Annotated in this window: 12 protein-coding genes; 1 reads left to right on the forward strand and 11 read right to left on the reverse strand. The window is 69.8% G+C overall.

Features of this window, described 5'->3' with window-relative positions; translation table 11 throughout:
- Window positions 1-2: 2 nt before the first annotated feature.
- The 7 genes from pspM to Aco04nite_RS38310 all read right to left on the reverse strand — a co-directional run bounded on the left by pspM (window position 3) and on the right by Aco04nite_RS38310 (window position 7716).
- Entirely contained in the window at window positions 3-767 is a 765-nt protein-coding gene (pspM, locus tag Aco04nite_RS38280; protein WP_213002124.1) for a phage shock envelope stress response protein PspM, read from the reverse strand.
- 16 nt (window positions 768-783) lie between these two features.
- Window positions 784-1638 carry a PspA/IM30 family protein gene (locus Aco04nite_RS38285; RefSeq protein ID WP_203838692.1) on the reverse strand — a complete coding sequence of 285 codons (855 nt, stop codon included), beginning with the start codon at window positions 1636-1638 and terminating at the stop codon, window positions 784-786.
- A 317-nt stretch (window positions 1639-1955) separates the two neighbouring features.
- Complete coding sequence (locus tag Aco04nite_RS38290; protein WP_213002125.1) at window positions 1956-2360, reverse strand: helix-turn-helix domain-containing protein; 405 nt, start codon at window positions 2358-2360, stop codon at window positions 1956-1958.
- A 191-nt stretch (window positions 2361-2551) separates the two neighbouring features.
- Window positions 2552-3043 (reverse strand): CinA family protein, encoded by a 492-nt coding sequence (locus Aco04nite_RS38295; RefSeq protein WP_244876602.1) that lies wholly within the window; start codon window positions 3041-3043, stop codon window positions 2552-2554.
- Entirely contained in the window at window positions 3040-3630 is a 591-nt protein-coding gene (gene pgsA / locus Aco04nite_RS38300; protein ID WP_244876603.1) for a CDP-diacylglycerol--glycerol-3-phosphate 3-phosphatidyltransferase, read from the reverse strand. The genes Aco04nite_RS38295 and pgsA overlap by 4 nt, the downstream gene beginning before the upstream one ends.
- Window positions 3627-5153, reverse strand: coding sequence for a 30S ribosomal protein S12 methylthiotransferase RimO (rimO, locus tag Aco04nite_RS38305; RefSeq protein ID WP_203838721.1), 1527 nt, complete (start codon window positions 5151-5153; stop codon window positions 3627-3629). Before rimO ends, pgsA begins: the two co-directional genes overlap by 4 nt.
- 19 nt (window positions 5154-5172) lie before the next feature.
- Window positions 5173-7716, reverse strand: coding sequence for an FtsK/SpoIIIE family DNA translocase (locus tag Aco04nite_RS38310; protein WP_213002126.1), 2544 nt, complete (start codon window positions 7714-7716; stop codon window positions 5173-5175).
- Window positions 7717-7803: 87 nt separating this feature from the next.
- Between Aco04nite_RS38310 and Aco04nite_RS38315 the strand changes: the two genes are divergently transcribed.
- The gene (locus Aco04nite_RS38315; RefSeq protein ID WP_213002127.1) at window positions 7804-8220 is read left to right on the forward strand and encodes a type III secretion system chaperone family protein; all 417 of its coding nucleotides are present in this window, start codon (window positions 7804-7806) and stop codon (window positions 8218-8220) included.
- Here Aco04nite_RS38315 and Aco04nite_RS38320 read toward each other — a convergent pair.
- The 4 genes from Aco04nite_RS38320 to dapA all read right to left on the reverse strand — a co-directional run bounded on the left by Aco04nite_RS38320 (window position 8191) and on the right by dapA (window position 12750).
- Window positions 8191-8553 (reverse strand): DUF2784 domain-containing protein, encoded by a 363-nt coding sequence (locus tag Aco04nite_RS38320; protein ID WP_213002128.1) that lies wholly within the window; start codon window positions 8551-8553, stop codon window positions 8191-8193. The two genes, Aco04nite_RS38315 and Aco04nite_RS38320, sit on opposite strands and share 30 nt — an antisense overlap.
- 212 nt (window positions 8554-8765) lie before the next feature.
- A complete protein-coding gene (locus Aco04nite_RS38325) occupies window positions 8766-10070 on the reverse strand; it encodes a S1 family peptidase (protein ID WP_213002129.1) in 1305 nt (434 codons plus the stop codon).
- 86 nt (window positions 10071-10156) lie between these two features.
- A complete protein-coding gene (locus Aco04nite_RS38330; RefSeq protein ID WP_213002130.1) occupies window positions 10157-11845 on the reverse strand; it encodes a ribonuclease J in 1689 nt (562 codons plus the stop codon).
- Window positions 11846-11862: 17 nt separating this feature from the next.
- Complete coding sequence (gene dapA / locus Aco04nite_RS38335; RefSeq protein WP_213002131.1) at window positions 11863-12750, reverse strand: 4-hydroxy-tetrahydrodipicolinate synthase; 888 nt, start codon at window positions 12748-12750, stop codon at window positions 11863-11865.
- Window positions 12751-12811: the final 61 nt, after the last annotated feature.

Consider the following 12811-nt stretch of genomic DNA (forward strand, 5'->3'; position numbering starts at 1 on the left):
TCTCAGGCAGCTGGTGTCGGCGGGCGGCGGAGCTCGGAGAGGCCTTCCGCGATGCCACGGAGGCGGTCTGTGGCGTCGACGAGACTGCTCAGCGTCGGGTGCTGCCCGCCGAGGACCGAGTGGCCGTCCTCAGCGACATAGCTGGCCGCGGCGGCGACCAGACTCTCGTAGGCCGTCACGCCCTCGGTGAACTGAGTCGCGAGGCTCTCGTGGGACTGCTCCAGGACACCCCGGCGGTCCGGGGTGGTCAGTGGCAGGGCCCGCTCGACGCTGGCCACCCGCTGGCCGAGGTCGCGGAGCCACTGCTCGGCCACCGTCGCCTCGAGCAGAGCTGCCTCGCCGGGGCCGGTCAGCCGTCCCGCGAGGCCCACCAGGGTGGTGGAGGCCCGGTCGAGGCGGTCCCAGGCCTGCGCGACCGCCGAGCCACGGACCGCGTAACGGTCGCGGTGGCGGCGCATCTCCTGGATCACCTGACGGCCGGCCGGGATCCGCTCGACCGCGGCGACCAGGCGCTGGCCCGGCAGGACCGCGGGCGGGGCGGGTGGCGGCGGGATGGCTGCCAGTTCCCGGTGGTCTTTCCAGCGCCACCAGGCGAGGGCGGCCGTGGCGCCCGCCGACGCGGCCCAAACCGCGTCGGCGATGCCGATGCCCGCATAGGGGGTGAGGACGGCGGTGGCCGCGGTCAGGCCGCCACCGACGACGCTCCAGCGACGCGCTGAACCGCGCAGCTTGCGGAGCCGCCGAAAGTATCTGGCTCGCTCATCCACCGTCGCTCCCCCGATCTCAACCTGCGGCTGAGGTGTCTCCGCGCTTGGCGTTCATGCTGGCCCGGATCTCGTCGAGGCGGGCGACGCTCGCCGGGTCGGAGGTCGGGGCCTGCTCGACGGCCGGCTGTGCCGGGGCGCCACCGAGCTTGTCACCGGACATGCTGGCCCGGATCTGGTCGAGACGCGAGGAGCCGGCCATGTCGAGGCTCGACTGCTGCACCTCGAGCATCCGGCCCTCCACCGAGTTGGCGGCGAGCTCGGCCCGGCCCATGGCGCTCGCGTAGCGCTGCTCGATCTTGTCGCGCACCTCGTCGAGCGACGGGGTGTTGCCCGGCGCGGCGAGCGACGACATCGACTCGAGCGACTTGGCGACCGTCTCCTGCATCTTGGCCTGCTCGAGCTGGCTCAGCAGGCGCGACCGCTCGGCGATGCGCTGCTGGAGCACCGTCGCGTTGCGCTCGACCGCGTTACGCGCCTGCCCGGCCGCGGCCAGGGCCTGGTCGTGCAGGGTCTTCAGGTCCTCCATCGCCTGCTCGCCGGAGACGAGCTGGGTGGCGAGCGTCTGAGCGGTCGACTCATACTTCTGCGCCTCGGCCTCGTCACCGCCGGAGCGGGCGCGGTCGGCCAGGACGAGGGCCTGACGGGCCATGCCCTGCAGCTTCTCGACCTCCGACATCTGCCGGGAGAGCTTCATCTCGAGCTGGCGCTGGTTGCCGATCACGGCAGCGGCCTGCTGAACGAGCGCCTGGTGCTGTCGCTGGGCGTCCTCGATGGCCTGCTGGATCTGCACCTTCGGATCGGCATATTCGTCGATCTTCGCGCCGAACAGCGCCATCATGTATCGGTAGCCCTTGACGAACGGGTTCGCCATATCCGCGGTATCCCCTCAATGTCGCTGCCTCGTACGCGCCACCGACGCGGCCCGAGGGGCATTCACGATGGCGCGGGCTCCATCGTGTCAGCTCCACGCCACCGGCGTCACGTGACCTACGGGGGATCTCAGGGTTTCCCGGGGGATCCCCCATGTCGAGGTTACGCGTGAATCGTCGTTCCTGCGATGCCGGGAGGGCTGACCCGAGGGGCAACATGAGCACGAAAAACAGGTCCCCCGAGGCTCGAGGGACCGAAATACACCAAAGCTATGGAAGAGATGCGCAGGGAATTGCCAGGAATGGCGTTGCTGGGTGATCAGGCCGCGTAGACGACGTCACGCTCACGCTTGCGGGTCGCGCGCAGGGTCGCCTTGAGCGGCGTGTCCTGGCGGACCGAGACCGACACACTTCCGTTGGTCGCGACCGCGGCGGCGGCCTTCCTCGGAGCGGAATCCTGGTCGACCGGCACGAGCACACCTTCCATGCCCTCCGCGAGGGCGAGCGTGCCGCTCACTTCGCCGAGCAGCTCGGACAGGCGTGCGCCGAGGGCCTCGCAGATCGCAGCGAGGAGCTCGCTGGACGCTTCCTTCTGGCCACGTTCGATTTCGGAGAGATACCCGAGGCTGACGTTGGCGGCGGTCGACACCTCACGCAGCGTGCGGTGCTGTCCCTGCCGGCGCGCCCGAAGTGCGTCACCGATAACCCGGCGTAGCAGGACCATGGCACCTCCTCCTGCGGCGGGGCCACCGGCAACCGCCGGAGGCTTCCCGCAACCGTACCCGCTGCGGGCGACGCCGACATCCCGCCCCGCCGAATTCCGGGACGCCTGGGAACCGTCGTCTGCCCGCGGGACGGGTGTGACTATTCATCCGAGGACATCAACACTTACGATCACCGGCGGATTCCCCGGTGTTATTTACGCAGCTCATCCGTCAGAAGGTCGAGCGCGGAAAGCATCGCTCCGAGCCGGATGGCGGCCCGCGACCCGGTCAGTAGCAACTCCCGCACAATTTTATTAGTGGGACCCGCCACTGCGACGTAAACCAGGCCGACCGGCTTGCCGTCCTGGGGGTCGGGCCCCGCGACACCGGTGGTGGCCAGTCCCCAGTCAGCCCCGCAACGCTCCCGGGCACCCTCGGCCAGGGCCTGCGCCACCTCCCCGTCGACCGGCCCGCGCTCGTCGAGCAGACCCGACGGCACTCCCGCGAGTGAGTGCTTGAGGTCTGTCGCGTAAACGACGAGTCCGCCCCGGAAGACGGCGCTCACCCCGGGGATCTCGACGATCGTCGCCGCCAGCAGCCCGCCGGTGAGCGACTCGGCGACCGCCAGCGTCTGCCCACGCTCGACCAGCAGAGCCACGGCGGCCGCGGCCGGTGATGCCATGGCGCCGTCCGGCGCTGTCATAGCGCCTTCCGGCGCAACCGCAGGGCCTGGAGCACGTAGTCCACTCCCGTAACGAGAGTGATCACCAGCGCCGCCACCATCAGGCCGACGCCGACCAGGTCGAACGGCGAGGGCACGGGCCAGAGGAACCACGCGATCGCCGCGATCTGCAGGGCGGTCTTGAGCTTGCCGCCGCGGCTCGCCGGGATGATGCCGTAACGGATCACCCAGAACCGCAGGGCGGTGACACCCCACTCGCGCAGCAGGATCAGGCCGGTCACCCACCAGGACACCTGACCGTACGCGGACAGCAGGATCAACGCGCTCCCCGTCAACGCCTTGTCGGCGATCGGGTCGGCGACCTTGCCGAACGACGTGACCAGTTCGTAGCGCCGGGCGATCCACCCGTCGGCGAAGTCCGTCGCGGACGCCACACAGAACGTCAGGCACGCGGCGATCCGCCAGCCCGAGTCGGTCATCTGCGACGCCACGACGAACATCACGAAGACCGGGACCAGCACGATGCGTACGGCGGTCAGCATGTTCGCCGGATTGTTCAGCGGAACCCGCCGTGCGGCCGAGGCAACAGGCACGGGCTCGTCGGTCACGACGCCGCCGAGGACACCGGAGCCGTCCGCGCGGAGACGGCCGACGGGGCAGCGGAGATCATCTCGACGGGCACGGCAACCAGGTCGACGCCCTCGGTCGCGGTGACCCGGGCGCGGACCAGATCGCCGGGGCGCAGCGCGGCGAGGTCGGCGCCCTCGTCACCGGCGACCAGCATGGTCGAGCCGTCGACCTCGGGCGCCTGGTGCTCCGCGCGGCCCTCGATCTCGCCCGCGTCGACGGTGTCGATGAGCACCTCGACGAACGAGCCCAGCCGGTCCTCGGCGCGCTGGGCGCAGAGCTCGTCGGCGAGGTCGCTGATCCGCTGGTAGCGGCGCTTGATGGTGGCCTCACGGACCTTGCCGGTCAGGCCGGCCGCCTCGGTGCCGTCCTCGTCGCTGTAGTCGAAGACGCCGATCGCGTCGAGGCGGGCCTCGGTGAGGAAGCGCACCAGCTCGTCGACGTCCTGCTTGGTCTCGCCGGGGAAACCGACGATGAAGTTGCTCCGGGCCCCCGCCTGCGGCGCCAGGGCCCGCGCGGAGGCGAGCAGCTCGAGGAAGCGGTCGGTGGACCCGAAACGCCGCATCCGGCGCAGCACGGGCTCACTGGAGTGCTGGAAGGAGAGGTCGTAGTAGGCGGCGACACCCGGGGTGTTCGCGATGACCTCGACCAGGCCGGGGCGGGTCTCGGCCGGCTGCAGGTAACTGGCCCGCACCCGCACGATGCCGTCGACCGCGGCGAGCTGGGGCAGCAGCTTCTCCAGCGCCCGCGGGTCGCCGAGGTCCTTGCCGTAGGAGGTGCTGTTCTCGCTGACGAGCACGAGCTCGCGCACGCCGCTCTTGGCCAGCCACTCGGCCTCGGCGAGGAGCTCCTGCGGGTCGCGCGAGACGAACGCCCCGCGGAACGCCGGGATCGCGCAGAACGCGCAGCGCCGGTCGCACCCGCTGGCGAGTTTGAGGCTGGCGACCGGGCCGGTGTCGAGCCGGCGGCGCAGCACCGGGCGCAGGTGGGCCGGGGTGTGCTCGTCGACCGTGGCGTGCCCCGGGATGACGACCTTGGCTTCCTGGCGCTTCACCGGGGTCAGCGGCAGCAGCTCCCGGCGGTCACGCGGGGTGTGCGAGTCGAACTTCTCCCCGGCGAGGATGCCGTCGAGCCGCGCGGCGATGTCGGTGTAGTCGTCGAACCCGAGCACCGCCTCGGCCTCGGGCAGGCTCTTGGCCAGCTCCTTGCCGTAGCGCTCGGCCATGCAGCCGGCGGCGACGACCTTGGCCCCGGTGTCGGCGGCGGCGAGCAGGGTCTCGATCGAGTCCTGCTTGGCCTTCTCGACGAAGCCACAGGTGTTGACGACGACGACGTCAGCGCCCTCGGCGTCGGTGCTGACCTGCCATCCCCCGGCATCGAGGCGTGCCGCCAACTCCTCGGAGTCGACCTCGTTCCGAGCACAGCCGAGGGTGAGGAGGGCAACGCGGCGGGGGGCAGGGGTTACTGACACTCGTCCAAGGTTACCGGCATCGCCGGAAAGCATCGTCCCCCGCACGGCCCGATCAGTCGAGGCGGAGCGTGGCGAGCGTCTCTTCGAGCTCGTCGGGCTTGATCAGGACCTCGCGGGCCTTGGACCCCTCGGACCGGCCGACGATGCCCCGGGTCTCCATGAGGTCCATGAGCCGGCCGGCCTTCGCGAAGCCGACCCGCAGCTTGCGCTGGAGCATCGAGGTGGAGCCGAACTGGGAGGTGACCACGAGATCGATCGCCTGGATCAGGACGTCCAGGTCATCGCCGATCTCCTCGTCGATGTCCTTCTTCTTGCTCGGCGGCGGCGCGGTGACGTCCTCGCGGAACTCCGCCTCGCGCTGGTCCTTGCAGAACTTGACGACGTCGTGGATCTCCTTCTCGTCCACCCACGCGCCCTGGATGCGCACCGGCTTGGAGGCGCCCATCGGCAGGAAGAGGCCGTCGCCACGGCCGAGCAGCTTCTCGGCGCCCGGCTGGTCGAGGATGACCCGGGAGTCGGCGAGCGAGCTCGTCGCGAACGCGAGCCGGGACGGGACGTTCGCCTTGATCAGGCCGGTGACCACGTCGACCGACGGGCGCTGGGTGGCGAGGACCAGGTGGATGCCGGCCGCCCGGGCGAGCTGGGTGATCCGCACCACGGAATCCTCGACGTCGCGGGGCGCCACCATCATCAGGTCGGCGAGCTCGTCGATGACCACCAGCAGATAGGGGTACGGCTTCATCACCCGCTCGCTGCCCGGCGGCGCGACGATCTCGCCGCTGCGGACCTTGCGGTTGAAGTCGTCGATATGACGTACGCCGTTGGCGGCGAGATCGTCGTAGCGCATGTCCATCTCGCGCACGACCCACTCGAGCGCGTCGGCCGCCTTCTTGGGGTTCGTCACGATCGGCGTCACGAGGTGCGGAATGCCCTCGTACGCCGTCATCTCCACCCGCTTCGGGTCTACCAGCAGCAGCCGCACCTCGTCCGGCGTGGCCCGGGTCAGGATCGACACCAGCAGGGAGTTGAGGCACGACGACTTACCCGCACCGGTCGCGCCCGCGATCAGGATGTGCGGCATCTTGGCCATGTTCGCGACGACGAAGCCGCCCTCGATGTCCTTGCCGAGCGCGACGACCATCGGGTGCTGGTCGTTGGTGGCGGCCCGCGAGCGCAGCACGTCACCCAGGGAGACGTTCTCCGGGTCGGTGTTCGGGATCTCCACGCCGACCGCGCTCTTGCCGGGGATCGGCGAGAGGATGCGCACGTCCGGGGACTTCACGGCGTACGCGATGTTGCGGGAGAGCTGGGTGATCCGCTCGACCTTGACCCCCGGGCCGACCTCGACCTCGTAACGGGTGACCGTCGGGCCGCGGGTGAACCCGACGACCTGCGCGTCGACCCGGAACTGGTCGAAGACGCCGGTGAGGGCGACCATCACCTCGTCGTTGGCCTTGCTGCGGGTCTTGGGCGCGGAGCCGGTGCCCAGCATCGCGGCGGGCGGCAGGGTGTACTGCCCCGGGACCGGCTTGATCTCCAACTGCTCGGCCACGACCGGCGCCGGTGAGTGCTCGGGTGCCTTGCGCCGGGACGGAACCTTCGGGATCCGGGGCAGGGCGACCGTGTCGTGCAGGATCTCGTCCTCGACCGGCTGCTCGTCGTCCTCGGCGGAACCCAGACCGATGTCGGCGAGCGAACCCTGCCGGCGGCGCGGGGGCCGGCGGCGTGTCGGCTCCTCCTCGCCGGCCTCCGCGTCGAGGTCGGGCATGATCTCGTCGGCGCTCGGCAGCGGTGACCTGATCGCCGACGAGCGGCCCAGCAGCATGTCGGCGAGCAGCATCACGCGCTCCGGCACCCGGCTGATCGGCGTCGCGGTGATCACCAGCAGCCCGAAGACGAAGAGCAGGATCAGCAGCGGCACCGCCACCCAGGCGGTGACGGCGCGTTCGAGCAGGGCGCCGACTCCGTACCCGATGAGGCCGCCCGCGTCGTCGAGACCGGCGCTGTCCCTCGGTGTCTGGGCGACGTGCAGCAGGCTCGCGGTCGCGACCACCAGCGCCGACCAGCCGACCAGGGACCGGCCCCGGTGCTCAGGGTCCGCGGGCTTACGCATCAGGCGGATGGCGCCGTACAGCAGAAGAAGCGGAAGCAGGACGGCCAGGCCGCCGAAGAAAAGATGGACCGCGTCGGCCAGCCGTTTGCCGACCGGGCCCGCGGAACCGGCCCAGACGGCGACGCCGATGAGGATCGAGAGGCCCAGCATGAGCAGCCCGGCGCCGTCGCGGCGATGCTCCGGATCGATGTCCTTGGCCGTCGCGGCGTGGCGCCCGACACCGCGGGCAGCCCAGCCGACGCTGTGCGCCACGCCCATGAAAAGGACATTGAAACCGCGGCCGATCCCGTTGGTGACCGCCGCGCCGTTGCTGGGCCGGGCCTTGGTCGCGCTCTTCGCACGAGCACGCGGGGCCGCTGCCTTACGCGGTGCGGCTTTTCGAGGAGCCGGTTGCCGGGCACGCGAAGACGCGGTGCCGCCCTTCGATGCGGCGCCGCCCCTGGATGTGCTGCCCCGGCTCGCCGGAGGAGTACGGCCCGCCATGCCTCATACCGTAACTTGCGTGCGCTCACGCGTACGCGCGCCGCACCGCGACCATCTTTCGCATTTGAGAACGTTTAGGATCAAGCGATGTCCGCGTTTCTGCAGCCCCTGAGCAATGAACTGATCTCCGCGGCGCTGGATGCGCGTGAGTTCGCCTACTTCACCGACGACGACGGTGACATCGCCGGCGACTGGCAGAGCTGCCACATCTACTTCTTCCGGGTGGGCAAGGACGGCGAGATCTTCCAGGTCCGCATCCTGACCCACACCGATTTCAGTACGGACGACGTCCCCAAGCTGTACGCGTTCTGCAACGCCTGGAACCACGACCGGCTCTGGCCCAAGGCGTACGTCCACACCGGCGACGACGGCGTCGTGCGGGTCGTCGGCGAGGTCGGCGCGGACTTCGAGCACGGCGTCACGCTGGAGCAGCTCGACCAGGTGATGATCTGCGGGATCGCCACCGGCGTGGAGCTAGCGGAGGCGGCGGCGGCGCTGAAGTAGGGCGAAGCCGGTCCACGAGGTCAGGATCAGCACGGCCACCACGATCTGGGCGACCCACTCGTAGCCGTGCGGGTAGAAGACACCGGCGGCGTGGTTGTCGAGGAACCCGCCTTCGAGCGCGGGTTTGCCGAGCCCTTCCCTGCCACGGTCCTCGAGCCAGGTGAGCGGGCATTTCAGCTTCGCCACGACGATCACCAGCAGCCAGAGCGCGGCGATCACCTGCACCCAGATCAGCCGGGGCCAGCGCCAGGCCAGGAAGCCGCCGAAGATACCGAACGCCAGGAACGCATAATGCGCGCCGACGGCGAAAGCGACAAGAAGCTCGTAACCCACGCGCGTCAAGGTACAAGACCATGAACACAACTCCGCCGACCGATAGTCCGGCTTGGGTAGCAGCACAACTCCGCCGACTGATAGTCCGGCTTGGGTAGCAGCACAGCTCCGCCGACTGATAGTCCGGCTTGGGTAGCAACACAGCGCTGCCCGCGTAGGACGGAGGATGGCCTACGCGGGCAGCACGTTTTCGAGCGGGTGATTCAGGTGGGTCAGTTGTGGCGGTGGTGACCGCGACGGTGGTGCTGGCCGCCCGACGAGGCCGGGGGCGTGGTCGGCTCGGCCGACGCGGTGGGCTCAGCCGACGCAGGCGGGGTCGAAGCCTCGGCCGGCGGCGGGGACGCGGCGCCACCATCGGTGGTGAGCAGCGTCAGGTTGTTGGTCTCGAGGATCTCGGTGATCGGCTGGAAGAACGTCTCGCCGCCGACCGTGCAGTCGCCCGAACCGCCCGAGGTCACGCCCTGGGCCTGGTCACCGGTGAACCAGGAGCCGCCGGAGTCGCCACCCTCGGCGCAGGCATCCGTGCGGGTGAGGCCGGTGACGGCGCCCTCCGGGTAGTTGACCGTCTGGTTCTTCGCCAGGATCGTCCCGCAGTGCAGGCCCGTCGTGGAACCGGAGCGGCACACGGCTGAACCGACCGGCGCCTCGGTGCTGCCGGCGACCGGCAGCGCGTTGCCCTGGAAGTCGTCGACGAACGGCTGCAGGCCGACGCCCGCCTCCGTCTTCACGAAGCCCATGTCGGCGTCGCCGGGGAAGACCGAGGCCTCGACCACGCCCTGCGCGCCACCCTCGAAGTCGGTGGTCACCGTGCCCGGTGTGCCGCAGTGCCCGGCGGTGACGAAACCGCCCGCGACCGCGAACCCGATCGAGCAGCGGGCCTGGCCGCCGTCAAGGTTGATGAAGTACGGCTGGGCACCGATGACGTCCGCCAGCGGCTTCGGCGCCGCCTTGACGGTGGTCACCTTCACGGCGGAGTCCGGCAGACCGGCGTCCTCGGCGAGCTCCGCGGCGTACTCGGTGTAGCCCGGCAGCGCCTGGATGACGACCTTGTTCGACGCCACGTCGACGTACCAGCCGGGCAGGACCAGGTCGGCCTTGGTGGCGGTGGTGTCGAGCGCCTTCTTCGCGGAGTCCAGCTGGGCGACGCTGCGCTTCACCAGCTTCGGCACCGCGCCGGCGGCCTTGACGTCATCCGCCAGGCCCGGGTCGGTGATCGCGATGTTGAGCGTGGTGCCGTTCGTGAGCCAGGAACCACCGTAGGAATCCCCGGAGGTGTCACGCAGCGTAGTCGCCACGCCGGCCGCCCACTTCGCCCGCTTGACCTGCGCGGTGGCCTCATCGGCGCTGACACCGAGATCCCGCTTCATGGCCGCGAGCAGCTGTGGCGCCACTGCGCCAGGCTGTGCGGCGGCGGACCCCGACGGGCTGGTGCCCGCCATGGAAGGCAGTGTGAAAGCCACCGCCGCGCCCGCTGCCGTCACTGTCGCCGCGATCGCGACAACCGTTCTGCGCTGCATTCGGTACTCCCCTCGCATCGCGGTGCCGTGGGGGCGGCACCGTGCTCATCGATACGAAGGGGAGCCCGGAACAGTTCAAAAAACGGTCAAACCTCGACCACAGTCGGCACGATCATCGGCCGGCGACGGTACGCGTCGTTCACCCAGCGACCGACCGTACGCCGTACGACCTGCTGCAACTGGTGGGTGTCCACGACGCCCTCCTCGGCCGAGCGGTGCAGGGCCGCGGTGAGCAAGGGAATCATCGGGCTGAATGCCTCGGGGTCCTCGGAGAAGCCCTTCGCCATGATCGTGGGCTCCCCCACGACCTTCCCGGTGACCGAATCGATCAACACGGTGGCCGAGATGAACCCGCCGTCGCCCAGTATCCGGCGCTCGGTCAGCAGCGACTCACTGACGTCACCCACAGCGAGGCCGTCGACGTACACATAGCGGTTCTTGACCCTGCCGACGTGCCGCGCGTGCCCCTCGACGAGGTCTACGACATCGCCGTCCTCACACAGCACAACGCGGTCCGGCGCAACCCCGGACTCGATGCCGAGCTGCGCGTGGGCCCGCAGATGCCGCCACTCTCCGTGCACGGGCATCAGGTTGCTCGGGCGTACGACGTTGAGCAGATAGAGCAGCTCGCCCGCCGGAGCGTGCCCGGAGACGTGCACCTTCGCGGTGTCCTTGTGCACCACCGTGGCACCGGCCCGGGCCAGCTGGTTGATCACCCGGTAGACACTCGTCTCGTTGCCGGGCACCAGCGAGCTTGCCAGCACCACCGTGTCGCCCGGGGCGATCGTGATGTGCCGGTGATCGCCGGTCGACATCCGGCCCAGCGCGCTCATCGGCTCGCCCTGCGACCCGGTCGACATGAACACGATCTCGTCCGGCGGCAGGTTCGTCGCCTCGTCCAGGCTGACCAGCAGGCCGTCCGGGATGTGCAGCAGACCGAGATCCCGGGCGATGCCCATGTTGCGGACCATCGACCGGCCGATCAGGGCGACCTTGCGCTCGTACTCGTACGCCGCGTCGAAGACCTGCTGCACGCGGTGCACGTGCGACGCGAAACTGGCGACGATGACCCGGCCGTGGGCCTTGCCGAAGATCGCGTTGAGGACCGGGCCGATGTCACGCTCGGGCGTGACGAAGCCGGGGATCTCCGCGTTGGTGGAGTCCGACAGCAGCAGGTCGACGCCCTCCATACCCAGCCGGGCGAACCCGGCGAGGTCGGTGATCCGGCCGTCGAGCGGCACCTGGTCCATCTTGAAGTCGCCGGTGTGCAGCACCAGGCCGGCGGGGGTCCGCACGGCCACGGCGAGAGCATCCGGGATCGAGTGGTTGACCGCGAAGAACTCCAGCTCGAACGGGCCCATCCGCTCGCGCTGGCCCTCACGCACCGTCAACGTGTACGGGTCCAGGCGGCGCTCGGCCAGCTTCGCCTCGACGAGCGCGAGGGTGAACTCGGAGCCGACGAGCGGAATGTCCGGCTTGTGAGCCAGCAGGTAGGGCACCGCGCCGATGTGGTCCTCGTGCCCGTGGGTGAGGACGATCGCCTGCACGGCGTCGAGGCGGTCCAGGATGGGGGTGAAGTCCGGCAGGATCAGATCCACGCCGGGTTGCTCCACGTCGGGGAAGAGGACCCCGCAGTCGACGACCAGCAGCTTGCCGTCGTACTCGTAAACGGTCATGTTCCGGCCGATGGCGCCGAGGCCGCCGAGCGGCATGACGCGCAGGGCGCCTTCCGGCAACGGCGGTGGCGGATCCAGCTCGGCGTGCGCTTGGCTCATGTACTTCTTTCCGGTTCTCAGAGGTCCACGCCGGCCGCTTTGGCGTCCTGGCGCAGTTGGTCCATTTCCGCGTCTGTGGCGTCGGCCAGCGGCAGCCGCACGGGGCCCGCGGGCAGCCCCAGGGCGCGCAGCCCGGCCTTGACGAGGATCGTGCCCTGGGTGCGGAAGATCCCGGTGTAGAGCGGCAGCATCTGCCGGTGCAACGCGAGCGCACCGGCGACGTCACCCCGCTCGTAAGCCAGAATCATCTCCTTCGTCCGCGGCCCCACAAAATGCGTCGACGTGCCGATCACCCCGGCCGCACCCACCGCCAGCAACGGCAGCGTGGCGGCATCCTCACCCGAATAGAAGGCGAGGTCGGTACGCCGCAGCACGTCGGACGTAGCCGCGATGTCACCCTTCGCGTCCTTCACCCCGACGATATTCGGATGCTCGGCCAGCCGCACCAAAGTCTCGGTAGCGATCGGCACACCCGACCGGTGCGGAATGTCGTAGAGCAGCACCGGCAGCCCGACGGAGTCCGCCACGGTGGTGAAATGCTTCAGAAGCCCGGACTGCGGCGGCTTGTTGTAGTAGGGCGTGACCACGAGCAACCCGTGAGCGCCGGCCTTCTCCGCCGAACGCGCCAACTCCACGGTGTGCGCGGTGTTGTTGGTCCCCACACCCGCCAGAATCTTCGCCCGATCGCCGACAGCCTCGCCGACGGCCCGCAGCAACTGCTCCTTCTCGGCATCGGTCGTGGTCGGCGACTCCCCACCCGTACCACTGATGACCAGCGCATCGTGACCCTGCTCGTCCACCAGCCACTTGGCGAGAACGGCCGCACCGTCCAGATCGATGGCGCCGTCCGGGGAGAACGGGGTGACCATGGCGGAGATCAGGCGGCCGAAGGGGTGCTGCGTCATGCCTTACAACTTATCCGACTAGCTGTTTTGGGGCCCGGTGGGCTTCGGGGGCGGGGATTGC

This window comes from Winogradskya consettensis, assembly GCF_018332715.1.
GTDB classification, from domain to species: domain Bacteria; phylum Actinomycetota; class Actinomycetes; order Mycobacteriales; family Micromonosporaceae; genus Actinoplanes; species Actinoplanes consettensis.

Coding starts and splice junctions, on each gene's coding strand:
- Aco04nite_RS38290 (WP_213002125.1), bottom strand. CDS start 2,360: ATGGTCCTGCTACGCCGGGTTATCGGTGACGCACTTCGGGCGCGCCGG.
- Aco04nite_RS38295 (WP_244876602.1), bottom strand. CDS start 3,043: ATGACAGCGCCGGACGGCGCCATGGCATCACCGGCCGCGGCCGCCGTG.
- Aco04nite_RS38285 (WP_203838692.1), bottom strand. CDS start 1,638: ATGGCGAACCCGTTCGTCAAGGGCTACCGATACATGATGGCGCTGTTC.
- Aco04nite_RS38315 (WP_213002127.1), top strand. CDS start 7,804: ATGTCCGCGTTTCTGCAGCCCCTGAGCAATGAACTGATCTCCGCGGCG.
- Aco04nite_RS38330 (WP_213002130.1), bottom strand. CDS start 11,845: ATGAGCCAAGCGCACGCCGAGCTGGATCCGCCACCGCCGTTGCCGGAA.
- rimO (WP_203838721.1), bottom strand. CDS start 5,153: ATGCTTTCCGGCGATGCCGGTAACCTTGGACGAGTGTCAGTAACCCCT.
- Aco04nite_RS38325 (WP_213002129.1), bottom strand. CDS start 10,070: ATGCAGCGCAGAACGGTTGTCGCGATCGCGGCGACAGTGACGGCAGCG.
- Aco04nite_RS38310 (WP_213002126.1), bottom strand. CDS start 7,716: ATGGCGGGCCGTACTCCTCCGGCGAGCCGGGGCAGCACATCCAGGGGC.
- dapA (WP_213002131.1), bottom strand. CDS start 12,750: ATGACGCAGCACCCCTTCGGCCGCCTGATCTCCGCCATGGTCACCCCG.